This is a genomic window from Pseudomonas sp. LH1G9, assembly GCF_002949975.1.
In the GTDB taxonomy this organism is placed as follows: domain Bacteria; phylum Pseudomonadota; class Gammaproteobacteria; order Pseudomonadales; family Pseudomonadaceae; genus Aquipseudomonas; species Aquipseudomonas veronii.
In genome coordinates this window covers 5,061,033-5,085,555 of record NZ_CP026880.1, presented here as the reverse complement: position 1 = coordinate 5,085,555, position 24,523 = coordinate 5,061,033, and the positions used below count along the sequence as shown (strand labels likewise).

18 protein-coding genes and 1 pseudogene are annotated in these 24,523 nt (G+C 62.6%); 4 read left to right on the top strand and 15 right to left on the bottom strand.

Annotated elements, in window-relative coordinates; genetic code table 11:
- Window positions 1-76: 76 nt before the first annotated feature.
- The 8 genes from C5F70_RS23430 to C5F70_RS23395 all read right to left on the bottom strand — a co-directional run bounded on the left by C5F70_RS23430 (window position 77) and on the right by C5F70_RS23395 (window position 8,667).
- A complete protein-coding gene (locus C5F70_RS23430; protein ID WP_104904129.1) occupies window positions 77-1,429 on the bottom strand; it encodes an LLM class flavin-dependent oxidoreductase in 1,353 nt (450 codons plus the stop codon).
- Window positions 1,430-2,629, bottom strand: a complete 1,200-nt coding sequence (locus C5F70_RS23425) for an SfnB family sulfur acquisition oxidoreductase (RefSeq protein WP_104904128.1) — start codon at window positions 2,627-2,629, stop codon at window positions 1,430-1,432. It lies immediately after the preceding gene.
- A 41-nt stretch (window positions 2,630-2,670) separates the two neighbouring features.
- The gene (locus C5F70_RS23420; protein WP_046488771.1) at window positions 2,671-3,912 is read right to left on the bottom strand and encodes an SfnB family sulfur acquisition oxidoreductase; all 1,242 of its coding nucleotides are present in this window, start codon (window positions 3,910-3,912) and stop codon (window positions 2,671-2,673) included.
- A 198-nt stretch (window positions 3,913-4,110) separates the two neighbouring features.
- Window positions 4,111-4,875 carry a hypothetical protein gene (locus C5F70_RS23415; RefSeq protein ID WP_104904127.1) on the bottom strand — a complete coding sequence of 255 codons (765 nt, stop codon included), beginning with the start codon at window positions 4,873-4,875 and terminating at the stop codon, window positions 4,111-4,113.
- A gap of 306 nt (window positions 4,876-5,181) precedes the next feature.
- A complete protein-coding gene (gene tcyN, locus C5F70_RS23410) occupies window positions 5,182-5,928 on the bottom strand; it encodes an L-cystine ABC transporter ATP-binding protein TcyN (protein ID WP_046385059.1) in 747 nt (248 codons plus the stop codon).
- 3 nt (window positions 5,929-5,931) lie between these two features.
- The gene (gene tcyL / locus C5F70_RS23405; RefSeq protein WP_017848588.1) at window positions 5,932-6,597 is read right to left on the bottom strand and encodes a cystine ABC transporter permease; all 666 of its coding nucleotides are present in this window, start codon (window positions 6,595-6,597) and stop codon (window positions 5,932-5,934) included.
- The gene (tcyJ, locus tag C5F70_RS23400) at window positions 6,597-7,391 is read right to left on the bottom strand and encodes a cystine ABC transporter substrate-binding protein (RefSeq protein ID WP_017848587.1); all 795 of its coding nucleotides are present in this window, start codon (window positions 7,389-7,391) and stop codon (window positions 6,597-6,599) included. The genes tcyL and tcyJ overlap by 1 nt, the downstream gene beginning before the upstream one ends.
- 280 nt (window positions 7,392-7,671) lie before the next feature.
- Window positions 7,672-8,667, bottom strand: a complete 996-nt coding sequence (locus C5F70_RS23395) for a D-cysteine desulfhydrase (RefSeq protein WP_102617769.1) — start codon at window positions 8,665-8,667, stop codon at window positions 7,672-7,674.
- Window positions 8,668-8,833: 166 nt separating this feature from the next.
- Between C5F70_RS23395 and epsC the strand changes: the two genes are divergently transcribed.
- From epsC to mgrA, 4 genes are all read left to right on the top strand, one after another.
- Window positions 8,834-9,760, top strand: a complete 927-nt coding sequence (gene epsC / locus C5F70_RS23390) for a serine O-acetyltransferase EpsC (RefSeq protein WP_046488766.1) — start codon at window positions 8,834-8,836, stop codon at window positions 9,758-9,760.
- A gap of 1,630 nt (window positions 9,761-11,390) precedes the next feature.
- On the top strand, window positions 11,391-13,352 hold the full coding sequence (betT, locus tag C5F70_RS23385; protein WP_017848584.1) for a choline transporter BetT: 1,962 nt from the start codon (window positions 11,391-11,393) through the stop codon (window positions 13,350-13,352).
- A 212-nt stretch (window positions 13,353-13,564) separates the two neighbouring features.
- Complete coding sequence (locus C5F70_RS23380; RefSeq protein ID WP_104904126.1) at window positions 13,565-14,893, top strand: OprD family outer membrane porin; 1,329 nt, start codon at window positions 13,565-13,567, stop codon at window positions 14,891-14,893.
- A 108-nt stretch (window positions 14,894-15,001) separates the two neighbouring features.
- Window positions 15,002-16,039 (top strand): L-glyceraldehyde 3-phosphate reductase, encoded by a 1,038-nt coding sequence (gene mgrA / locus C5F70_RS23375; RefSeq protein WP_017848582.1) that lies wholly within the window; start codon window positions 15,002-15,004, stop codon window positions 16,037-16,039.
- Between the two features lie 143 nt (window positions 16,040-16,182).
- Here mgrA and tauD read toward each other — a convergent pair whose 3' ends face one another.
- The 7 genes and pseudogenes from tauD to C5F70_RS23340 all read right to left on the bottom strand — a co-directional run bounded on the left by tauD (window position 16,183) and on the right by C5F70_RS23340 (window position 24,407).
- Complete coding sequence (gene tauD / locus C5F70_RS23370) at window positions 16,183-17,019, bottom strand: taurine dioxygenase (protein ID WP_079442629.1); 837 nt, start codon at window positions 17,017-17,019, stop codon at window positions 16,183-16,185.
- A 14-nt stretch (window positions 17,020-17,033) separates the two neighbouring features.
- On the bottom strand, window positions 17,034-17,870 hold the full coding sequence (gene tauC, locus C5F70_RS23365; RefSeq protein WP_017848580.1) for a taurine ABC transporter permease TauC: 837 nt from the start codon (window positions 17,868-17,870) through the stop codon (window positions 17,034-17,036).
- Complete coding sequence (gene tauB / locus C5F70_RS23360; RefSeq protein WP_017848579.1) at window positions 17,867-18,646, bottom strand: taurine ABC transporter ATP-binding subunit; 780 nt, start codon at window positions 18,644-18,646, stop codon at window positions 17,867-17,869. The genes tauC and tauB overlap by 4 nt, the downstream gene beginning before the upstream one ends.
- 16 nt (window positions 18,647-18,662) lie before the next feature.
- A pseudogene (gene tauA, locus C5F70_RS23355) lies at window positions 18,663-19,639 on the bottom strand (taurine ABC transporter substrate-binding protein).
- A gap of 262 nt (window positions 19,640-19,901) precedes the next feature.
- A complete protein-coding gene (gene gshA / locus C5F70_RS23350; RefSeq protein ID WP_104904125.1) occupies window positions 19,902-21,485 on the bottom strand; it encodes a glutamate--cysteine ligase in 1,584 nt (527 codons plus the stop codon).
- A gap of 214 nt (window positions 21,486-21,699) precedes the next feature.
- The gene (locus C5F70_RS23345; RefSeq protein ID WP_017848576.1) at window positions 21,700-22,083 is read right to left on the bottom strand and encodes a PaaI family thioesterase; all 384 of its coding nucleotides are present in this window, start codon (window positions 22,081-22,083) and stop codon (window positions 21,700-21,702) included.
- Window positions 22,083-24,407: a Tex family protein gene (locus C5F70_RS23340; RefSeq protein WP_104904124.1), complete on the bottom strand. Its 2,325-nt coding sequence runs from the start codon at window positions 24,405-24,407 to the stop codon at window positions 22,083-22,085. Before C5F70_RS23340 ends, C5F70_RS23345 begins: the two co-directional genes overlap by 1 nt.
- Window positions 24,408-24,523: the final 116 nt, after the last annotated feature.

Genomic DNA, 24,523 nt, shown 5'->3' with positions numbered 1-24,523 from the left:
ATTGCGGTGGTTCAGCAAACGATGCAGGTGACTGAACCATCGCTATCGGGGGCAAGCCCCCTCCCACATTTTTCGATCAGTGGCGGTAGGTGGCGCCGGTGTGTTGTTCGGGCAGGCGGGCGCTGGCGTGGAAGACTTTTTCCCGCAGCGTTCCGGTGTCGTAAGCGGTCTTGTACGACCCGCGCTTCTGCAACTCCGGCACCACCAGGTCGATGAAGTCCACATAGCTTTCCGGGGTGACGATGCGCGTGAGGTTGAAGCCATCCAGGCCGGTTTCAGCGACCCAGGATTCCAGCTCGTCCGCCACTTGCTCGGGCGAGCCGACCACGGTGATGTAGCGCCCGCCGAGGGCGTGCTGCTCGAGTAATTTGCGGCGGGTCCAATCGTTGTTCTGCAGGTGCTGGGTGGCGGACTGGATCGCGTTGCTCTTCACGTACTGGATCGGTTCGTCGAGGGCGTACTGGGAAAAATCGATCGCCGTGGACGCCGAGAAATGCGCCACGCCGGCTTCCGCGCTGGCATAGCTCAGGTACTCGGCGTGCTTGGCCCAGGCCAGTTCCTCAGTGGCGCCAACGATCACGTTGAGGCCCATGAACACCTTGATGTCGTGCGGGTTGCGCCCGGCCGCCACGGCGCTGGCGCGCACCTTGTCCACCTGGAGCCGGGTGCTGGCCTTGTCCCGCCCGCTGATGAACACGCACTCGGCATGCCGCCCGGCGAACACCAGGCCACGCGCCGAAGTGCCAGCCTGGAACAGCAGCGGTGTGCGTTGCGGCGACGGTTCGCACAGGTGATAACCCTCCACCTGGTAGAACTCACCGTGGTGCTCGACTTTGTGCACCTTGCCCGGCTGCGCATACACCCGCGCCTGCGGATCGTTGAGCACGGCGTCGTCTTCCCAGCTGCCTTCCCAGAGTTTGTACAGCACCTGCAGATACTCATCGGCCTGGTCGTAGCGTCGGTCATGTTCGACCTGTTCGGTCAGGCCCATGGCCTTGGCGGCGCTGTCGAGGTAGCCGGTGACGATGTTCCAGCCGACCCGACCACGGCTCAGGTGGTCGAGGGTGGACATGCGCCGGGCGAACAGATACGGCGGCTCGTAGGTCAGGTTGGCGGTCAGGCCGAAACCGAGGTGTTGGGTCACGGCGGCCATGGCCGAGAGCAGCAGCAACGGGTCGTTGACCGGCAGTTGGATCGACTCTTTGAGCGGCACGTCGATGACGTCCTGGTACACGTCGTAGACGCCGACGATATCGGCGATGAACAACCCGTCGAACAGCCCGCGCTCCAGGGTTCGCGCCAGGTCGGTCCAATACTCGAGGGTTTTGTACTGGGTGGACGTGTCCCGCGGGTGCGTCCACAAGCCGTGATTGATATGCCCGATGCAGTTCATGTTGAAGGCATTGAGCAGGATTTTTTTCTTCGCCATTCAGATGGTCCCCCGCAGTGGCGGTTTTTCATCGTTGAGGTAGTAATTACCCACCGCGTGGTACTTCCAGCGCACCGGGTCGTGCAGGGTATGCACGCGGGCGTTGCGCCAGTGGCGATCGAGGCCGTGCTCGGCCAGGGTCGCCTGGCTGCCGGCCAGTTCGAACAGGGTGCTGCCGGCCGCCAGGGAAATTTCGGTACTCAGGGCGCGTGCTTCGGCGACCGCGATCGAGGCGGCGGCCACGGTCTCGGCGTGGCTGTCGGCCTGGGCGCGGTCGAGAAACTCGCCCGCGCGCTCCAGCAAGGCTTCGGCGGCGTGCAGGCGAATGCTCAAGTGGCCGAAGCTCTTCAGCGTCAGCGGGTCTTCGCTGGCCTTGTCGCTGCCGGAGTCGATCCACGGGCGGGTCTTGGTGCGTACAAAGTGCAGCGCGTCCTCGAAGGCGGCGCGGGCGATGCCGGTGTCGATGGCGGCGTGGAGGATCTGCGCCAGCGGGCCGACGGTGGTCGGGCGTTCGAAGGCACTCTGGAACGGGAGCACGTCGTGCGCCGCGACCCGCACGTTGTCGAACACCACCGAACCGCTGCCGGTGGTGCGCTGGCCGAAGCCGCTCCAGTCGTCGATCACCGTCAGGCCCGTGCTGTCGCGGGGCACGAAGGCCAGGTGCTGGATGCCGTTCTCGTCCACCACGGAGGTCGGGATGCGTTGCGCGTAGATCGCGCCGGTGGCGTAGAACTTGCGGCCATTGATCCGAAAGCCGTCGCCGTCGCCGTCGCGGGTGAGGCGGGTCACGCGGTCGTGGGCGGTCTTGGTGCCCAGTTCCGCCAGGGCGTTGCCGAAGCGCTGGCCGGCCAGCACCTCGGCGTACAGGCGTTGTTGCTGCGCGGGGCTGCCGTTCACGCGCAGCACTTCGAGGGCGTAGAAATGGTTTTGCGGGATCTGGCCCAGCGAGGCGTCGGCCTGGGCGATCAGCGCGATGACCTTGGTCAGGGTGACGTTGGACACGCCAGCGCCGCCATAGGCTTTCGGCACGCTGATGCCCCACAGGCCGGAGCGCGAAAATACGTCCAGTTCGGGCAGCGGCAGGCGGCGCTCGCGGTCGCGCTGGGCGCTGTCGCGGCGCAGGTCTTCAGCCAGGTCGCTGGCGACAATCAGGGCTTGTTCGTCGCTGGTGATGAGCGCGACGTGGGTAGATAAAGTCATCGGTGTTCTCCAGAAGCGCGTGGAAAAAGTGTTCTGGGCGGTTAGATCCAGGAGTGACGAGCCGGCAATGTGCCGTTCAGGCGATAAGCGCCCACCGCGTGATACTTCCAGCGCACCGGGTCGTGCAGGGTGTGGACCCGGGCATTGCGCCAGTGGCGGTCGAGGTTGAATTCGGCGAGGGTGGCGCGGCTGCCGGCCAGTTCGAAGAGTTTTTCGCTGGCCAGCAGCGACACTTCGGTGGTCAACACCTTGGCCTCGGCCACGGCAATCGAGGCGCGTGCGGCGGACTGCGCGGTGATCGGCGCGGCGCTGACCTGGTCCAGCACCTGGCCGGCCTTGCGCAGGAGGGCTTCGGCGGCGTGCAGTTCGATCTTCAATTTGCCGATGTCGGCGATCACATACAGGTCATCGCTGGCGCGTTCGACCTTGGCGTCGATCCATGGGCGTGAGCGCTCGCGGACGAACGCAATGGCGTCATCCAGCGCGCCACGGGCAATGCCGGCATCGATGGCTGCCTGGATCAATTGCGAGACCGCGCCCTGGATATTCGGGCTTTGGCCGAGGCGCCAGTTTTCGACCACCAGCTCTGCGTCCACCGGCACCCGGTCGAGCAGCACGGTGCCACTGGCGGTGGTGCGTTGGCCGAAGCCGGACCAATCGTCGACGATGCGCAGCCCTTGCGTGCCACGGCGCACAAACGCCATGACCTGCCTGCCGTCATCGTTCAGCGCCTTCACCGCGACCCAATGGGCGAACAGGGCGCCGGTGGAGTAGAACTTCTGGCCGCTGATCACATAACCGTCGCCTTCGGCGCTGATCCGCGCCTTGAGCTCCAGGGTGTTTTTGGTGCCGCGCTCCGGGCCGCCGTTACCGATGCGCCAGCCGTCGAGCACGCTCTGGAACAGCTGTTTTTTCTGGCGCTCGGTGGCCGCGCCCTGCAGCAGGTGCAGGATGCCGAAATGGTTCTGCGGGATCTGCCCGAGGGCCGGGTCGGCCGCGCTGATGATCGCGAAGACTTCGGCCAGGGTGGTGAACGACACCTGCGGGCCGCCGTACTCGCGGGGAATGGAAATACTGCCCAGACCACTGCGGGTGAATTGTTCGATCTGCGCCCAGGGCAGCTTGCGCTGCTGGTCGCGCTTGGCGGCCTGTACGCGCGCGGCCTGGGCCAACTCATGGGCCGCGCTCAGCGCTTGGGCATCGTTGCGCAGTACAACGGCCGGCAACAGCAGGGGGGCGACGTCCAGATCACTCTGGGGGGGTGTTAGAGCCAAGTTAGACATCAGCGCCGCTCCTTGGCTGCACGTAATGCCCTGGCGTTCTGCACCGGGGTAATGCTGACCATACCGACCTCGCATTCAATGAAATGGAAACAAAACAATCAGGAATGTCCGGTGGTCCGGTTTATATACCCTAAACGTGTTAAATATTTAAATAAACTAACTTTTAGAAATATACATAGAAGGGCCGTTACCCACGCTTCAGGGGCGACGCGGTTGATAGATCTGCGCGGCGCTGGAAGGGCGCTTCGGCGTCGCCGGCACATAGGCGGCGATGCGCAGTGTGCGGGCCGGCGCCCAGCGTGAGTTATTGCCCACCCGATCGAGAATGCAGTACGTGACGTCCAGCCGGCTGTCGTCGCCGGCTTCGATGATGATCGCCGACGGCACCCACACCTGCACCGCGATGCCGACGGCTCGGGCCTGGATTTTCGGCAGGTCCAGGCGCGCATCGCCCCAGCGCAGGGTGATGGCGTCGCCGCGGGTCATGTTCAGGTAGGGTTCGATGGTCAGCGGAATACCGCGCCGCACCTGGCTGCTGTTGACGCCGTAGCGACGAATCATGTCGGGCAGGCCCACAGGGGCGAGGTTCTGGTTTTCGTCGCTGTACAGCGCGCTCGGTTGGCCGCCCGGGTAGTTGGTCTTGACCTGCACCGTGGTCACCGCTGAGCGTGCGGGGCCGTGGCCGATCTGCATGACCTGGTAGTGAACCCGCGCGTGGCCGTCCTGCACAAAGCTTTCCGGCACCCGCAGTTGGGTGGCGGTGCCGACCTTGCACGCGGTGACACGCCGCGAGTCGGCAAAGCAGTTGTTCCAGAACAGCTCGATCAGGTCACCCTCATCCATGCCGGGGTAGGGCGCGATGTCGACTTGCAGCTGTGTGGCGGCCAGGGCGTTGATGCCGTTGCCAAGTGCCTGGGGCAGGGTCGGGGCAGTGAGCAGGGCCGGGGTTGCGGTGCGCGTCATAGTAATCTCCTTGATGCAGCCAGCAGCAATCGTTCCGGACCCTTGGCGCGGGAACGCGACGGGGGCCGAAAGGAACGATTCAGTGAAAAGCCGGGATAGGATCCAATCCTCTGGGCGCTAGATAAGAGCGTTGGCCGGAGGGCGTCAATGGCGGCAAAAGGCTAAACGGCGGGTTTGGGACGATTCAGAACGGTCTGACTGGGCGCGGGAATTTCGGGGGTGGCGCAGGGGCTGTTTTACCCAGGCAGGCCGGGCGTGTGCGGGAGCGGGCTCCCCCACACGCGTTGTGCTGCCGGTGGGCGCGCGTCAATGCGCGAGAAACTTGCTCAGGAACTGTTTCGTGCGTTCTTCCCTGGGGTTGGCGAACAACGCCTTGGCCTCGCCTTGCTCCACGATCACCCCTTTGTCGAAGAAGATCACCCGGTTGGCGACATCCCGGGCAAAGCTCATTTCGTGGGTGACGATCACCATGGTGCGGTTTTCTTCGGCCAGGCTGCGAATGGTCGCCAGCACTTCGCCCACCAGTTCCGGGTCGAGGGCCGAGGTGGGTTCGTCGAACAGGATCACCTCCGGCTCCATGGCCAACGCCCGGGCAATCGCCACGCGCTGTTGCTGGCCGCCGGAGAGGCGCCGAGGGTAGGCGTCTTCCTTGCCGGCCAGGCCGACCCGCGCCAACAGCGTGCGGCCCAGGGCGGTCGCGGCCTCACGGGGCATCTTCTTGACCACGGTCGGGCCTTCGATGACGTTTTCCAGCGCGGTGCGGTGCGGGAACAGGTTGAAGTTCTGGAACACAAAACCCACGTGCTGGCGCAGGCGCCGCACCAGGCCCTGTTGCTGGTTGAGCGGCTTGCTGCTGTCGATCTCGATGTCACCGACCTTGATGCGACCGCTGGTGGGGGTTTCGAGGAAGTTCAGGCAGCGCAGGAACGTGGTCTTGCCGGAGCCGCTGGGGCCGATGATGGCGACGACTTCGCCTTCCTTGACCTCCAGGTCGATGCCGTTGAGCACCACCTGGCCGTTGAATTGTTTGGTCAGTTTTTCAACCACGATCATGCTTCAAGACTCCAGGTCATGCCGGTTGACCCGGTCTTCCAGACGATTTTGAAAATGCGCCAGGATGCTTGCCAGGACCCAGTAGATCAGGGCGGCGGACAGATACATGGTGAAGATTTCGAAGGTGCGCGCCGACACCAGTTGCGCCTGGCGGAACAGCTCGGGCACCTGGATGGTGGCTGCCAGCGCGGTGTCCTTGACCAGCGAAATAAAGCTGTTGCCCAGCGGCGGCAACGCGGTACGCATCGCTTGCGGCAGGATGGCCCGACGCAGGGTCTGCGCGCGGGTCATGCCGATACTGGCCGCGGCTTCCCACTGGCCGCGCTCGATGGACGCGATGGCGGCACGCAGGATTTCACAGGCGTAGGCGGCCATGTTCAGCGAGAAGCCGATCATGGCGGCCGGGATCGGGTCCAGCTCGATGCCCACTTGCGGCAAGCCGTAGTAGATCAGGAACAGTTGCACCAGCAGGGGCGTGCCGCGAAAGAACGACACGTAGACGCGAGCGACGCCGCGCAGCAGCATGAAGCGCGACAGGCGCATCAAGGCCAGGCCGAAGCCCAGCAGCAAGCCGAAAAACATCCCGCCGAGGCTGAGGATTACCGTGAAATACGCGCCCTTGAGCAGAAAGGGCGCGGAGTCCAGCGCGAGTTGGAAACCTGCTTCCATTATTGAGTGACGTCAGCGTTGAAGTACTTCTCGGACAGCTTCTTCAAGGTGCCGTCGGCGCGCAGTTTGTCGAGCGCCTTGTTCACGGCCTCGAGCAATTCCGGCTCGCCTTTGCGCAGGGCAATACCGGCTTCCTGGCGGGAGAAGGCGTCGCCGGCGGCGGCAGTGTCCTTGGCTTTCTTGGCGTATTCGAGTGCGGCGAGGCGGTCGATCAGAATCGCGTCGATGCGGCCGATGCGCAGGTCCTGGAACTTGGTAGGGTCATCGTTGTAGGTCTTGATGATGGCTTTGGGCTGATTGTCCTTGAGCCATTGTTCGTAGTTGGTGCCCAGGCCCACGCCGACTTTCTTGCCGGCCAGGTCGTCGGCGGTCTTGATGGTGTCGACGTTTTTGGCCAGGGTCAGGGCCTGGATACCGGAGACGGTATAAGGCTTGGAAAAGTCGTACTTCTTCTTGCGCTCTTCAGAGATGGTCACTTGGTTGACGACCGCATCCAGGCGCTTGGATTCCAGGGCGGCGAGGATGCCGTCCCATGGCGTGGCCTGCAGTTTGACCTTGACGCCCAGCTCCTTGGCCAGCGCCTCCGACAGCTCGACCTCGAAACCGCTGAGCTTGCCGCTTTCGTCGACAAAGCTGAACGGTGGGTAAGTGCCTTCGAGACCGATCTTGATCTCACCGGCTTTCTTGATGTTGCCCAACTGTTCGCCGGCCACGGCCTGGCCCAACCAACCAGCGCCGAGGGCCAGGCCCAGAGTGCCGACCAGCAATGTGCGACGGAATACAGAAATAGTCATGAAGAGCCCCTGTGTTGTTATGTTGAGCGAAGCAGGTGACGCGGTAGACGTATCCTGCCTTAAAGCGCGTAGCGCGTCTTCGCCTACGGCGCGATGATAAAGCCGGTTTTTAAGACTTGAAAATAATATAAATCTAAATTGATATTCTATTTTTGAACATGCACTCAATCCAATTGTGGGAGGGGGCTTGCCCCCGATAGGGCCGTGTCAGCTTATGCATGTATCACTGACCCACCGCTATCGGGGGCAAGCCCCCTCCCACATGTTGATCCCTGTTTATTCAGTTAAATACGGCGTTGTAAGCAAACAACGCCGGCGCCCCACCGGTATGCAGGAAAATGATCGGGCCATCCTCAAAGCGCTGACGCCCGATACCGTCCAGCAAGCCGGCCATGGCCTTGCCAGTGTAGACCGGGTCGAGCAGCAAGCCTTCCTGGCTCGCCAATAGCTTGACCGCTGAAAGGGTGCCGGCGTTCGGTTCACCATAACGCGGGCCGAAGTATTCGTCCCACAGGATCACCTTGAAGGCCTCGGGGATGTCCACACCGAGCAACGCGGCGGTGCGCTCGGCCAGGCCCTGCACTTTCGGGCACTGCGCTTCTTCAGTGCGCGATACGGTGATGCCGATCACTGGCAACTGCGGCAGCACTTCGCTCAACGCCAGGGCCAGGCCGCTGTGGGTGCCCGCACTGCCCGAGGCCAAGACCACGGCGGCGAATTCCAGACCGCTGTCTTCGATCTGCGCGGCCAGTTCCAGCCCGGCCCGCACATAACCCAGGGCGCCGAGCGCGTTGGAACCGCCGATGGGCACCAGGTACGGCTTCTTGCCGTTGCTGCGCAGGCGATCGGCGAGGGCGTTGAGCTGGTCGTCGGCGTTGTCGAGGTTCTCTACCAACTCGACCTTGGCGTCGAACAGGTCCAGCAGCAGACGGTTGCCGTTGCCGAGGTAGTTGGGGTCTTCGGTGCCGGTGGGGTTTTCCAGCAGGGCGACGCAGCCCAGGCCCAGCTTGGCGGCCAGCGCGGCGGTCTGGCGCACGTGGTTGGACTGGATGGCCCCGGCGGTCACCAGGGTATCGGCGCCCTGGGCGATGGCATCGGCCGCCAGGTATTCGAGTTTGCGCAGCTTGTTGCCGCCCATGGCCAGCGGTGTGGTGTCGTCGCGCTTGACGTAGATGTCCCTGCCCAGCCAGGTCGACAGCCGCTCGAGTTTTTCCAGGGCAGTGGCGCCGCCCAGCAGTTCCAGGCGGTTAAAACGGTCGAGCTGTTGTTTGATCATGGCTACGCACGGTTGCTAAGTGATGGGGCGACTATAGGCAGGCACTTTTCATCGGGCAACCGCCAATCGTTTATGCTTGATGGTTCTTAGCATCGCACCATTGGTTCTTAAGAGCGGCCGGGGTGCCTATCGTAAAGTGATGGCCATTTTGTCAGGAGTGAATACCGTGAGTGAGCGTTCCAGTCATTGGCAATTACCCACCATTGTCAGCCAACTGCGCAGCGCGCGGGACCAGTGGCGAGCGCGCAATGGCCGCATGAGTGGCGAGCACGGCGGTCGCGAGCTGCCTTCGCGCGAGGCCGTGGCGCAGATCCTCGAAGCGCTGTGCGGCGCGCTGTTTCCGATGCGCCTGGGGCCGGTGGACCTGCGTGAGGAAAGTGAAGATTTCTACGTCGGCCACACCCTCGACGTCGCCTTGAATGCCTTGCTCGGCCAAGCGCGCCTGGAACTGCGCTACGCCGCGCGCCAGAGCGGCCAGGATGACTGCGAGGTCGACGCCCGCGCCATCCGCCTGATCCAGGATTTCGCCCTGGCCTTGCCGTCCCTGCGCAGCCTGTTGGACACCGATGTGCTGGCCGCCTACCACGGCGACCCGGCTGCGCGCAGCGTGGATGAAGTGCTGTTGTGCTATCCGGGGATACTGGCGGTGATTCACCATCGCCTGGCCCACCATCTGTACCGCGCCGGCCTGCCGTTGTTGGCGCGCATCAGCGCGGAGATCGCCCACTCGGCCACCGGCATCGACATACACCCCGGCGCGCAGATCGGCCCGAGTTTCTTTATCGATCACGGCACGGGTGTGGTGATTGGCGAAACCGCGATCATCGGCGAGCGCGTGCGTATCTACCAGGCGGTGACGTTGGGCGCCAAGCGCTTCCCGGCGGATGAGGACGGGCAGTTGCAGAAAGGCCATCCACGCCATCCGATTGTCGAGGACGACGTGGTGATCTATGCCGGGGCGACGATCCTCGGGCGGATCACCATCGGCAAGGGCTCGACCATTGGCGGCAACGTGTGGCTGACCCGTAGCGTACCGGTGGGGGCGAACATCACGCAGGCGAATCTGCAGCATGACGACGGCACCCAAAAGTAGCGCACGCCCTTAAACATCACACACAAACCTGTGGGAGGGAGCTTGCTCCCGATAGCGGTGGGCCGCTCAATGCATGTGCTGGCTGACCCACCGCAATCGGGGGCAAGCCCCCTCCCACAGGGTGACTGCGTTTCAAATGTGAACCGTGTTTGAGCCTGCAACCGCTGGATGATTTGCCTCGTTCAATCACCTACCCCTCAGCCTTGCGGCCTATCGATCACACAAAACCCTGTGGGAGGGAGCTTGCTCCCGATAGCGGTGGGCCGCTCAATGAATGTGCTGGCTGACCTACCGCAATCGGGGGCAAGCCCCCTCCCACAGGGTGACTGCGTTTCAAATGTGAACCGTGTTTGAGTCGGCAACCGCTGGATGATTTGCCTCGTTCAATCACCTACCCCTCAGTCTTGCGGCCTATCGATCACACAAAACCCTGTGGGAGGGAGCTTGCTCCCGATAGCGGTGGGCCGCTCAATGCCTGTGCTGGCTGACCCACCGCAATCGGGGGCAAGCCCCCTCCCACAGGTTGACTGCGTTTCAAATGTGAACCGTATTTGAGCCTGCAACCGCTGGATGATTTGCCTCGTTCAATCACCTACCCCTCAGCCTTGCGGCCTATCGATCACACAAAACCCTGTGGGAGGGAGCTTGCTCCCGATAGCGGTGGGCCGCTCAATGCATGTGCTGGCTGACCCACCGCAATCGGGGGCAAGCCCCCTCCCACAGGGTGACTGCGTTTCAAATGTGAACCGTATTTGAGCCTGCAACCGCTGGATGATTTGCCTCGTTCAATCACCTACCCCTCAGCCTTGCGGCCTATCGATCACACAAAACCCTGTGGGAGGGAGCTTGCTCCCGATAGCGGTGGGCCGCTCAATGCCTGTGCTGGCTGACCCACCGCAATCGGGGGCAAGCCCCCTCCCACAGGTTGACTGCGTTTCAAATGTGAACCGTATTTGAGCCTGCAACCGCTGGATGATTTGCCTCGTTCAATCACCTACCCCTCAGCCTTGCGGCCTATCGATCACACAAAACCCTGTGGGAGGGAGCTTGCTCCCGATAGCGGTGGGCCGCTCAATGCCTGTGCTGGCTGACCCACCGCAATCGGGGGCAAGCCCCCTCCCACAGGTTGACTGCGTTTCAAATGTGAACCGTATTTGAGCCTGCAACCGCTGGATGATTTGCCTCGTTCAATCACCTACCCCTCAGCCTTGCGGCCTATCGATCACACAAAACCCTGTGGGAGGGAGCTTGCTCCCGATAGCGGTGGGCCGCTCAATGCATGTGCTGGCTGACCCACCGCAATCGGGGGCAAGCCCCCTCCCACAGGTTGACTGTATTTCAAATGTGAGCGGTATTTCAGTCGGCAACCGCTGAACGATTTGCCTCGCCCAGGCGTCATACCAGTCCTTGAGCTAGTGTAGGAATCACCTACCACTCAGCCCTGCGATTAGTCCAAAACCGCCTATCCATGTTTAACTTGAACGTTCGTTCAAGTTAAATCGGTGGTTCGCTGCCCGCTCACAACAGGAGGCTTACCTTTGCTGAGTCCGTTATTCACAGCCACATCTCACACCTCAGGGGTGCATCGTTCATGAGTGCATCGACCACCCCACCCAGCGGTCTGGTGCGTATGAATGCGCCCGTGTTCTATTTCGCCGCAAGCTTCATCCTGCTGTTCGGCATCACCGTCATCGCCATCCCGCAACAGGCCGGTGCCTGGCTGCTGGCGGCGCAAAACTGGGCGGCCAATACGGTCGGCTGGTACTACATGCTCGCGATGACTCTGTATCTGGTCTTCGTGGTGGTCACCGCGCTATCGGGCTACGGCAAGATAAAACTCGGTGCCGACCACGACGAGCCCGAGTTCAGTTACCTGTCCTGGGCCGGCATGCTGTTCGCCGCAGGGATCAGCATCACGCTGTTTTTCTTTTGCGTCTCCGAGCCGCTCACGCACCTGGTGCAACCGCCCCAGGGCGCGGCGATGAACGCCGATGCCGCGCGCCAGGCCATGCAGATCCTGTTTCTGCACTGGGGCCTGCATGGCTGGGGCGTGTTCGCCTTTGTCGGCATGGCCCTCGCGTACTTCGCCTACCGGCATAACCTGCCGCTGGCGTTGCGTTCGGCGCTGTACCCGCTGATCGGCAAGCGCATCAACGGCCCGATCGGCTATGCGGTGGACGGCTTCGGCATCATCGCCACGGTGTTCGGCCTCGGTGCCGACATGGGCTTCGGTGTGCTGCACCTCAACGCCGGGTTGGATTACCTGTTTGGCATTGCCCACACCCAGTGGATCCAGGTCGGCCTGATCACCCTGATGATGGGGGCGGCGATCCTGGTGGCGGTGGCCGGCGTAGACAAGGGCGTGCGCGTGATGTCCGACATCAACATGCTGCTGGCCTGTGCGCTGCTGCTGTTCGTGTTGTTCGCCGGGCCCACCCAGCACTTGCTCAACACCCTGATCCAGAACATCGGCGACTACCTCGGCGCACTGCCGACCAAGAGTTTCGACGTCTACGCCTACGACAAGCCGAGCGACTGGCTGGGTGGCTGGACCGTGTTCTACTGGGCCTGGTGGATTGCCTGGTCGCCGTTCGTGGGCCTGTTTATCGCGCGTATTTCCCGTGGCCGCACCATCCGCGAATTCGTGTTTGGCGTGCTGCTGATCCCGCTGGGTTTCACCCTGGCGTGGATGTCGATCTTCGGCAACAGCGCCATCGACCAGGTGCTCAATCACGGGATGACGGCGCTCGGCCAGTCGGCCATCGATGACCCGTCGATGAGCCTCTACCTGCTGCTGGAAACCTACCCGTGGAGCAAGACGGTGATCGCGGTCACGGTGTTTATCAGCTTCGTGTTCTTCGTCACCTCCGCCGACTCCGGCACCGTGGTGCTGTCCACGCTGTCATCCAAAGGCGGCAACGCCGATGAGGACGGGCCGAAGTGGCTGCGGGTGTTCTGGGGCGCGATGACCGCGCTGGTGACCAGTGCCTTGCTGTTTGCCGGCAGCATCGACTCGCTGAAATCGGCGGTGGTGCTGACCTCGTTGCCGTTCTCGTTGATCCTGCTGCTGATGATGTGGGGGCTGCACAAAGCCTTCTACCTCGAATCGCAGAAGCAGATCGCCCAACTGCATTCGTTGGCCCCGGTGTCCGCGGCGCGCAAGGGCCGTGGCGGTTGGCGCCAGCGTTTGAGCCAGGCGGTGCATTTCCCGTCGCGCGATGAGGTGTACCGCTTCCTTGAGTCGACGGTACGCCCGGCGATTGAAGAAGTGACCGCCGTGTTCGTCGAGAAGGGCCTGAATGTGGTGACCCAGCCTGACCCGTCCAACGACAGCGTCAGCCTGGAAATCGGCCATGGCGAAGAGCACCCGTTCGTTTATCAGGTACAAATGCGCGGTTACTTCACACCGTCGTTTGCCCGTGGCGGCATGGGTTCCAAGGAGCTCAACAACCGTCGCTACTACCGGGCCGAAGTCCACTTGAGCGAGGGCAGCCAGGACTACGATCTGGTGGGCTATACCAAGGAGCAGGTCATCAACGATATTCTCGACCAGTACGAGCGCCACCTGCAGTTCCTGCACTTGGTGCGTTGATGTTTCAGGCCCTGCTCCCGCGTGGGCAGGGCGCGCTTCACCCCCACGCAAGGCCTCTATTACGGGGCTTTCTTAAACTTAATTTCATGTGCCCCCGCCGCGTTTTGACGCGCAACTGTCATCTAGCCACTGCGTAATTGTGTGAAGCGTTTGACGCTTTCATTTCAGAACAGTGACGGAGACCGGTAACAATGAAGACGTTATTAAGCCCCATGGTCGGTGTCGCCATGGCGAGCTTTATGTTGTCCGCCCATGCCGATTTTATCGATGACAGCCACGCCGATGTGACCCTGCTCAACCGCTATCTCAACCAGCAGGGGCGTGACGTGGTCGGCAGCAACGCCAAGGCCCACAGCGTTCGCGATTGGGGCCAGGGTTTCGAGTTCAACTTCAAGTCCGGCTACACCGAAGGCCCCGTGGGTTTCGGCCTCGACTTGCAGGCGTTCTACGGTTTGAAACTGGACTCCGGCGGCGACCTCAATGACAAGAATCACCAGGGCCGCTACCCCGGCAGCATGTTCCCGCTGGACGACGGTAAATCCGCTGACCAGTTCGGCGTGCTGAGCCCGACGTTCAAAATGCGCTTCGCCAAGGATGAACTGCGGGTCGGTACGCTGTATGGCAACAACCCGGTGCTGGCCAACACCGACGGCCGCCTGTACCAGCAGACCAACACCGGTGTGCAACTGGTCTCCAAGGACCTCAGCGACTTCACCTTCACCGGTGGCGATATCTTCAAGACCAAGATCCGCAATGAAACCGGCGACCAGGGCATGATCACCGCGGGCGGCACCAAGGAAAGCGACCGCTTCCTCTTCGGCGGTGCCGACTACACCGGCTTGCCGGGCACCACCGTCAGCCTGTGGTATTCCAACCTTGAGGATTACTACCAACAGTTCTTCCTCGGTGCCAAGCGCCATGACGCGTTGTCGGTCGGTGCAATCGACACCGATGTGCGTATGTTCCGCAGCCTGGGGGTGGGCGGTAACGCCGATGGCGACAAGGATTATGCCGCGGCGGGGGTCTATGGCGATGGCGTGAACAAGGGCCGCATCAACCAGTCCACCGTCAGCCTGTTGGAAAGCTACAGCCTGGAAGGTCATACCGTCGGCCTCGGCATCCAGAAAAACAGCGGCAGCAGCGACTTCCCCTACCTGGATTCCGGCCTTAACAGCGGCGACAGCCGCCAGGGCCCCGGCTCGGGTGCCGACACCCCGGCGCTGACCAACATGCAGTTGAACAAATTCCAGCACGCCGGCGAACGCACCTGGCTGGCGCAATACAAATATGACTTCGGCAAACTGGGCCTCAACGGCCTGACGTTCTCCGCCGCCTATGCCCACGGCGATGACATCCGCACCGCACAGGGCACTACCAGCGAATGGGAACGCAACGTTGCCGTGGCCTACCAAGTGCCGACCGGCACCCTCAAGGGCCTGGGCGTGACCTGGAAAAACGCCCACGCCAGCCCAGACATTACCGGTGCCACCGTGCAGGATGAAAACCGCTTTTATGTCAGCTATGTCGTTCCACTTTGGTAGGAGTTTGCTGTAAAACGGAAAGGCAACGTTAAGCGATTCAGCTGCTTAAAAGGCCTGGGAATAGGCTTATTCCCAGGCCTTATTTGCCCCCGTCCAAGAGAGGATTCGATGACTTATATCGCTGCCGAAAACCGCTACGAATCTATTCCGTATCGCCGCGTCGGCCGCAGTGGCTTGGTGCTGCCGGCACTGTCCCTGGGGCTGTGGCACAACTTTGGCGACAGCACCCCGATCGACACCCAGCGCGCCCTGCTGCGCACCGCGTTCGACCTGGGGATCAACCACTTCGACCTGGCCAACAACTACGGCCCGCCCTATGGCAGCGCCGAGATCAACTTCGGGCGTTTGCTGCGCGAAGACTTCAAGCATTACCGCGACGAATTGATCATCTCCAGCAAGGCCGGTTGGGACATGTGGCCCGGCCCTTATGGCCAGGGCGGCGGTTCGCGCAAATACATCCTGGCGAGCCTGGACCAGAGCCTGCAGCGCCTGGGCGTCGACTATGTGGATATTTTCTACTCGCACCGCTTCGACGCCGACACCCCCCTGGAAGAAACCGCCAGCGCCCTCGCCACCGCCGTGCAGCAAGGCAAGGCGTTGTACATCGGTATTTCTTCCTACTCCGGGGTGAAAACCCGCGAAATCGCCGCCTTGCTCAACGAGTGGAAAGTCCCGCTGCTGATCCATCAGCCGGCCTACAACCTGCTCAACCGCTGGGTGGAAAAAGACCTGCTCGACACCACCGAAGCCCTCGGCGCCGGGGTGATCGCGTTCACGCCGTTGGCCCAGGGGCTGCTGACCGACAAGTACCTCAATGGCGTGCCGGCCGATGCACGGGTCAATCGCCCCGGCGGCGGTTCGTTGCAGGCCAAGCACTTGTCCGAAGCCAACCTCGCTCACGTGCGCGCGCTGAATGAAATCGCCAAGCGCCGTGGCCAAAGCCTGGCCCAACTGGCTCTGGCCTGGACCCTGCGTGACCCACGGGTAACCAGTGCGCTGATCGGCGCGAGCCGGCCGGAGCAGATCATTGAAAACGTCGGGGCGCTGAAGAACTTGAGCTTTACCGCCGAAGAACTGGCGGAGATCGATCGGTTCGCGTTGGAAGGCGGGATCAACTTGTGGGAAAAGCCATCGACGGCTGAATAATCCGGCACGACCCGGTCAATGTGGGAGGGGGCTTGCCCCCGATGGCGGTGGGTCAGTCAGTACATGCATTGACTGATACAGCGCAATCGGGGGCAAGCCCCCTCCCACATTTTGTCTTCAGTGTGGCGACTGTCGTGTTCGGCTCAGAACGGCACATCGCCAAGAATCGTCGCCCGATGCATCACCCGCCGCTGCGGCCGGTAGTCGTCCACCGCGTAATGCTGGGTGACGCGGTTATCCCAGAAGGCCACGTCATTCTCCTGCCAGCGCCAGCGAATCGTGAACTCCGGGCGTGTCGCGTGGGCGAACAGCAGCTTCAAGATCGCCTCGCTTTCCGCCGCTTCCAGCTCGTTGATTCTGGTGGTGAAGCCCTCGCTGACAAACAGCGACTTGCGCCCACTCACCGGGTGGGTGCGTACCACCGGGTGCGACAGCGGCGGGTTCTTCTTGCGGGTTTCTTCCCAGCGCGCCAGGTCTTCGGCAGTGTTGCCAAAGCGCTCCAGCGGGAAGGACTTGGTGAAATCGTGCGTGGCGGTGAGCCCGTCGAGCAGCCTCTTCAGCGGCTCGGATAGGGCCGCATACGCAGCAATCCCGCTGGCCCACAGCGTGTCGCCGCCAAACGCCGGCAGTTGCTTGGCACTCAGCACCGCGCCGAGGGCCGGGGTGGGCAGGAAGGTCACGTCGGTGTGCCAGACGGCGTTGTCGCGCACGTCGGTGACGGCGGTGTCGAGGATCAGCACTTCAGGCTGTTCCGGCACGTTGGGGTAGATCGGATGAATGTGCAGATCGCCGAAGTTCGCCGCGAAGCGTGCTTGTTGCTGCGGGGTGAGCGGCTGGTCGCGGAAAAACACCACCGAATGAGTGAGCAACGCCTGTTCGATGGCGTCGCGCTGTTCGGGGCTCAGCGGTTGAGTGATATCGACGCCACTGATCTGCGCGCCGAGGGCGGTGCTTAATGGGGTAACGGTCAGGCTGCTCATTGGGTTCTCATCACTCAGTGTGCCTGGCCATGCCACGGCACCCATTTACGCTGCAGGGCCCGCAGGCCCATTTCCATGGCGAAGGCGATCAGTGCGATCACCAGAATCCCCAGCACCACGACATCGGTGACCAGGAACTGCGCCGCCGACTGCACCATGAAGCCCAGGCCGCTGGTGGCGGCGATCAGCTCGGCGGCGACCAAGGTCGACCAGCCAACTCCCAGCCCGATACGCACGCCGGTGAGGATGTCGGGCAGCGCGCTCGGCAGGATCACGTGGCGAATCAGCTGGGCGCGCGTGGCCCCCAGCGACTGCGCGGCACGCAGCTTGGCCGGGTCGACGGTACGCACGCCGGTCGCGGTCGCGATGGCAATCGGGGCAAAGATCGCCAGGTAGATCAGCAGCACTTTGGACAGCTCGCCGATGCCGCACCAGATCACGATCAGCGGCAGGTAGGCCAGGGGTGGAATCGGCCGGTAAAACTCGATCAACGGGTCGAGAATGCCCCGTGCGATACGGTTCGAGCCGATGGCAATCCCCACCGGGACCGCGGTCAGCACCGCAAAGCCCAGGCCCAGGCCGATACGTTCGAGGCTCGCGCCGAGGTGCTGCCACAAGGTGGAATCCATATAGCCCGTGGTCGCCAGCAACCAGCCTTTTTGCAGCACGGCGGACGGTGGCGGCAGGAACAATGGTTCGATCAGGCCGCTGGCGGTCACCGCCCACCAGATCACCAGCAAAGCAACCAGCGTCAACAGGCTGATCCAACGCGTACTCAGGCTGCGCCGCAGCGGGATAACGGTGCGTGCCACCGGCTTGGCGACCGTGGCGGGAAGTTCGTAGCTGCTCATGCGGACACCTGCCGTTGGGAGAACACTTTGCCCAGCACGTGTTCGCGGGTTTCGATAAAGCGCGGGTCGGATTTGATCGCTCGCGCCGACTCGCCGGCCGCATAACGTTGACCGAAATCCAGGTGCAGGCGCTCGACGATCTGACCGGGGTTGGGCGCCAGCAGGATCAGATCGGTGGCAAGGAACACCGCTTCTTCGATGTCATGGGTAATCAGGAACACCGGCTTGGCCGTGCGCCGCCAGACTTGCAGCAGCAGCTCCTGCATCTGTTCGCGGGTGAATGCATCGAGGGCGCCGAAGGGTTCGTCCATCAGCAGTACACGCGGGTCTGCCGCCAGGGCGCGGGCCAGGCCGACGCGTTGCTTCTGGCCGCCGGACAGTTGCCAGATGCGCCGGCTGTCGAAACCGGCCAGGTCCACCAGCGCGAGCATTTCCCGGGCGCGCACTTCGCGTTGCGCCTTGCTCACGCCGGCCAGCTCCAGGCCGAAGCCGACATTGGCCAGCACGTCCTGCCAGGGCAGCAGAGCATCGTCCTGGAACACCACGCCGCGTTCGGCGCTCGGGCCTTTGACTGGCACGCCATCGAGGCTGATGCGCCCGGCAGAGGGCTCGACAAAACCGGCAATCAGGTTCAACAGCGAAGTCTTGCCACTGCCGGACGGGCCGAGGGCCACCAGCAATTGCCGGGGCCCAAGTTCGAGTGAAATATCAGACAGTACCGGTTCTGTGGCGCCTGGGTACCGTGCGCTGATGCGCTCCAGTTGTAGCAAGGCCATCGCGATGAACTCCTGATCAGTGGGTGATGAACTTGGCGCTGATGTAAGGGGCGTAGTCCGGCAGCACCGCCTCGACCTTGCCTTGTTCCTTGAGGAATGCCGCGGTATCGGTCACCGCCTTGATGGTCGGCGCGCCCAGCAGCGTCACCTGCTCAGCGGCCAGCGGGTAGACGTTGCCTTGCAGCAGCGCGGGGATGTCGCTGGCCTTGGCCCCGGAGAGTTTCACCAGCTTGTCGACGTTGCTTTTGTCGGCGAGCCAGGCTTGTGGGTCTTTGCGGTACGCGGCGTAGGCATCCAGGGTGACTTTGGCGAAAGCGCTGACGATTTCCGGGTGCTTCTCGGCGAAGTCCTTACGCACGATCCACGCGTCGAAGGTCGGCGCGCCGAACGTGGCCAGCTCGCCGGAAGTGATCAGCACCTTGCCGTTTCCTTGGCCACGCCCAGGGCCGGGTCCCATACGTAGGTGGCGTCGATATCGCCGCGCTTCCAGGCGGCGATGATGGCCGGCGGCGCGAGGTTGAGGATGGTCACTTTCGCCGGGTCGATGTTCCAGTGCTTCAGCGCGGCCAGCAGGCTGTAGTGGCCGGTGGATACGAAGGGCACGGCGACTTTTTTGCCGATCAGGTCCTGCGGGCCGTTGATCCCCGAACCGTTGCGCGCCACCAGGGCTTCGGCACCGCCGATCTGGGTGGCGACGAGGAAGGTCTGCACCGGCACTTTACGGGTGATGGCGGCGGTCAGCGGGCTGGAACCGAGGTAGCCGATCTGCACATCGCCGGACGCGATGGCGGCGATGATGTCGGAACCGTTGTCGAATTTGCGCCAGTCGATCTTGGCGTTCGTGGCTTTTTCATACGCGCTGTCGGCCTGGGCGACTTTCGCCGGGTCCACGGTGGTCTGGTAGGCGATGGTCACATCCGCCGCCTGGGCGAACAGGCTGGCACCTGCCAGGGACAATGCCGCCAAGAGGCGGAGAGGGGAATGCAGTTTCAAGGGGAAGCTCCTCAATCAGGCGGCCGAGTGTCGGCGTGTGAGGAGACTAAATGATCTAAGAATACGAAAATAAATAACTTTTTCGAATTAGCTTATGAGGAGAAGGGTGGGCGGGATTCTTCATCCCAGTGAAGGCAAATGTGGGAGGGAGCTTGCTCCCGATAGCGGTGGTTCAGTCACTGATCAGTTAACTGAGGACCGCTATCGGGGGCAAGCCCCCTCCCACATGAAGCTCATTTCCCTGGGGGAGTGAGTTCGGTTTTTAGTTGCTGATGGCCAGGATGCTAGCCTGGTACGAGCCGACGAACACATCGAAATCGCCCACTTCGTTCTGCTCCAGCTCCGCCTGTTGCGCCAGCGACTTGCGTGCCAGTTCTTCAAAGTGCGCCTGCTCTTCGGCGGGCAACGGTTCGCTGCGGAAATACTCGGCATGCACCTCGCTCTGGTGCAGGGAGAACTGGGCGAAACTTTCCTTGCGCTCGGCCATCGCGGCCAGCACCTGGGCCGATGGCGTCAGGGACGGGTCGTTGACCTTGGCCAACTGGGCGTCCAGTGCCTGGCGGTGTTCCTCGATGCCGTGGCTCTGATCGAGCAGGGCCGCCAGCGGCGCGATCTGCTCCAGCAGTTCGGTGGCCCATTCCTTCATGTCCACCGCCTGGCCCTTGCGCTGCAGTTGCAGGCCCGGACGCCGGCCTTCCTTGACCACGCTGAGGAAGTTCGAGGTGGCGTTGCCGCACTCGTTGTCGGCGAACAGCGGGCTGTCGTTCATCGCGCAATACAGCAGGAACGCATCGAGGAAGCGCGACTCCTGCAGGTCGATGCCCATCGGCAGGAACGGGTTGATGTCCAGGCAGCGCACTTCGATGTACTGGATGCCACGGGCCATCAGCGCCTGGATCGGCCGCTCGCCGGTGTAGGTCACGCGCTTGGGGCGGATGTTGGAGTAGTACTCGTTTTCGATCTGCAGGATGTTGGTGTTGAGCTGCACCCACTCTCCATCCTTGTGGGTGCCGACTTCGACATAAGGCGCGTAGGGCGTTGCCACCGCTTCGCGCAGGCTGTCGGTGTAGCTGGCCAAATCGTTGTAGCACGGCGTCAGGCCGGCCTGGGCGTTGCTCTGGTAACCCAGGTCGCTCATGCGCAGGCTGGTGGCATACGGCAGGTACAAGGTGTCGGCATCCAGCACGTCCAACTGGTGCGAACGGCCGCGCAGGAAGCCTGCGTCCAGCGCTGGCGAGGCACCGAACAGGTACATCAGCAGCCAGCTGTTGCGGCGGAAGTTACGGATCAGCGCGATATAGGCGTCGGACTGATAGTCGCGGTCGGTGCCGACGAAGCCTTCGCTTTCCTTGAGCAGCGGCCACAATTTTTCCGGCAGGGAAAAGTTGTAGTGGATGCCGGCAATGCACTGCATGGTCTTGCCGTAACGCAGGGCCAGGCCCTTGCGATACACGTACTTGAGCTGTCCGATATTGGAGGTGCCGTAGTAGGCAATCGGAATGTCTTCCTCGGCCGGCAACGGGCACGGCATCGAGGGGCTCCACAGGTATTCGCTGCCGAGCTTGCTGTAGGCAAAGCGATGGATCTTGTCCAGGCTGCTCAGGGTATCGGCCGGGTTGGGCAGGGCTGGGGTGATGAACTCCAGCAACGATTCCGAGTAGTCGGTGGTGATCTGTTCGTGGGTCAGCGCGGCGCCCAGGGCTTCGGGATGCGGCGTCTGCGCCAGGCGACCTTCATTGGTGACACGCAGGCATTCGCGCTCGATGCCGTGCAAGCAATGCTCCAGCAGGGAGAGGTGTTCGCGCTTGCCGAGCAGGGCCAGGCGGCGGTTGAGAAGTTCGCTCAAGTTGGATTCCTTCACGCGTCAGTCGCCCCAATATGGGGGTGGGCAGGACGGTCTACAAGGGTGAAGTTAAAACTGGCGTGATCGCCTGGTTTTGAGTCGATTTGACCCGCTTTGAAAAAGCCTACATCACTCCATGAATTGGGCTGTAGCGCAGCAAGAAAATTCCGACGCTGTTATCGCAGCGCCGAAATTAACTCAAATCGAGGGCGGGGAGCTATAGGACAGCGAAGGTGCCCTGCGCTTTTGCGACAAGTCTTTCACCCTGGTACACGTCGGCTTCGACCACCAACGTGCGCCGCCCGGGGTGAATCACCCGCGCGGTACACAGCACCTCGCCGTTTTCCACCGCGCGGATGTAGTTGATTTTGCATTCGATGGTCGCGCTCTGCTGGTCGAACCCGTGGGCGCTGGAACAGGCCAGCCCCATGGTGATGTCGACCAGGCTGAAAATCGCCCCGCCATGCAGCTTGCCTGCGCGGTTGCGCAGTTGCGGCTCCAGGCTCAGGGCCACCTCGGCAACGCCCTGCTCCAGGCGTTGCAGGCGGCAGCCGATCAGTTCGCTGAACGCGCTTTGGGTCAAGCCGGCCGGAATCTCCATCAGCGTTTCTTCAACTGTTTGGCGTTGGCGAACAGCGAGGCCATGGCGTTGTTGCTCGGCGCTGCAGTCGCGGTTTCCTTGCGCGGCGCGTTGTTTTGCGACTGGCGCGGCGCCGAGCCTGGGCGGGCGCCACGGGCACCGTCGATTTTCTCGCCGGGGGTGTCGCTCATACGCATCGACAGGCCGACGCGCTTGCGCGGGATGTCGACTTCCATGACCTTGACCTTGACCACGTCACCGGCCTTCACCGCTTCGCGCGGGTCTTTGATGAACTTCTCCGAAAGCGCGGAGATATGCACCAAACCGTCCTGATGCACGCCGATGTCCACAAAGGCACCGAAGTTGGTCACGTTGGTCACCACGCCTTCGAGGATCATGCCCAGTTGCAGGTCCTTGAGGTCTTCGACGCCGTCCTGGAACTCGGCGGTCTTGAACTCGGGACGCGGGTCGCGCCCGGGTTTTTCCAGCTCTTGCAGGATGTCGGTGATGGTCGGCACGCCGAAGGTCTCGTCGGTATACTTCTTCGGGTCCAGGCGCTTGAGGAACGCAGCGTCGCCGATCAGCGAGCGGATGTCGCGGTCGGTCTCGGCGGCGATGCGTTGCACCAGCGGGTAGGCTTCCGGGTGGACCGCCGAGGCGTCCAGCGGGTTGTCGCCGTTCATCACACGCAGGAAGCCGGCGGCCTGTTCGAAGGTTTTTTCACCCAGGCGTGCGACTTTTTTCAGCGCGGCGCGGGTCTTGAACGCACCGTTTTCGTCGCGGTGGGTCACGATGTTCTGCGCCAGGGTCGCGTTGAGGCCGGAGATCCGCGCCAGCAGCGCGACGGAGGCGGTGTTCACGTCCACGCCCACGGCGTTCACGCAGTCTTCCACCACCGCATCCAGGCCGCGTGCCAGTTTCAGCTGCGACACATCGTGCTGGTATTGGCCGACGCCGATGGATTTCGGGTCGATTTTCACCAGTTCGGCCAGCGGGTCTTGCAGGCGACGGGCGATGGACACCGCGCCACGGATCGACACGTCGAGGTCCGGGAATTCCTTGGAAGCCAGTTCCGACGCCGAGTACACCGAAGCGCCCGCCTCGGAGACCATGACCTTGGTCATCTTCATGGCTGGGTATTTTTTGATCAGTTCGGCGGCCAGTTTGTCGGTTTCACGGCTGGCGGTGCCGTTGCCGATGGCGATCAGGTCCACCGCGTGCTTGGCGCACAGGGCGGCGAGGATCGCGAGGGTCTGGTCCCACTTGTTGTGGGGCACGTGCGGATACACGGTGGCGTGGTCCAGCAGCTTGCCGGTCGAGTCGACCACGGCGACCTTGCAGCCGGTGCGCAGGCCTGGGTCGAGGCCCAGGGTGGCACGCGGGCCGGCCGGTGCGGCCAGCAGCAGGTCGTGCAGGTTGTGGGCGAAGACGTTGATCGCTTCGGTTTCGGCGCCGTCGCGCAACTCGCCGAGCAGGTCGGTTTCCAGGTGGGTGTAGAGCTTGACCTTCCAGGTCCAGCGCACGACTTCACTGAGCCACTTGTCCGCAGGACGGTTCTGATTCTGGATGCCGAATTGTTGACCGATCATGCCTTCGCACGGGTGCATGGTGCCCGGCAGTTCGTCGCCGACTTTCAGCGCGGAGCTGAGAATACCTTCGTTGCGGCCGCGGAAAATCGCCAGGGCGCGGTGGGACGGCATGCTCTTGAGCGGTTCGTCGTGTTCGAAGTAGTCGCGGAACTTGGCGCCTTCTTCCTCTTTGCCGGCGATCACGCGGGCGCTGAGGATGGCTTCCTGCTTCAGGTAGGTGCGCAGCTTTTCCAGCAGGCTGGCGTCTTCGGCGAAGCGTTCCATCAGGATGTATTTGGCGCCTTCGAGGGCAGCCTTGACGTCGGCGACGCCTTTTTCAGCGTTGATGAAGCGCACGGCTTCGGTATCCGGGTTCAGCGATGGGTCGTTGAACAGGCCGTCGGCCAGGTCGCCGAGGCCGGCTTCCAGGGCGATCTGGCCCTTGGTGCGGCGCTTCTGTTTGTACGGCAGGTAGAGGTCTTCGAGACGGGTCTTGGTATCGGCGAGTTTGATGTCGCGTTCCAATTGCGGGGTCAGCTTGCCCTGTTCCGCGATGCTGGCGAGGATGCTGATGCGCCGTTCGTCGAGTTCTCGCAGGTAGCGCAGGCGCTCTTCCAGGTGCCGCAGTTGAATGTCGTCGAGGCTGCCGGTCACTTCTTTTCGGTAACGGGCGATGAAGGGCACCGTGGAGCCCTCATCCAGTAGAGCGACGGCCGCTTCGACCTGTTGGGGGCGTACGCCGAGTTCCTCGGCGATGCGGCTGTTGATGCTGTCCATAAAACCACCTGAAATTCTTAAAAGCAGCTCGCAAGCCCGGAAAACAGGGCCCGACGAGGCTGGTTGAGCGGCCCGACTGGCGCCGCTGCCTGGGTCAAGAGGCTGCCTATTGACCC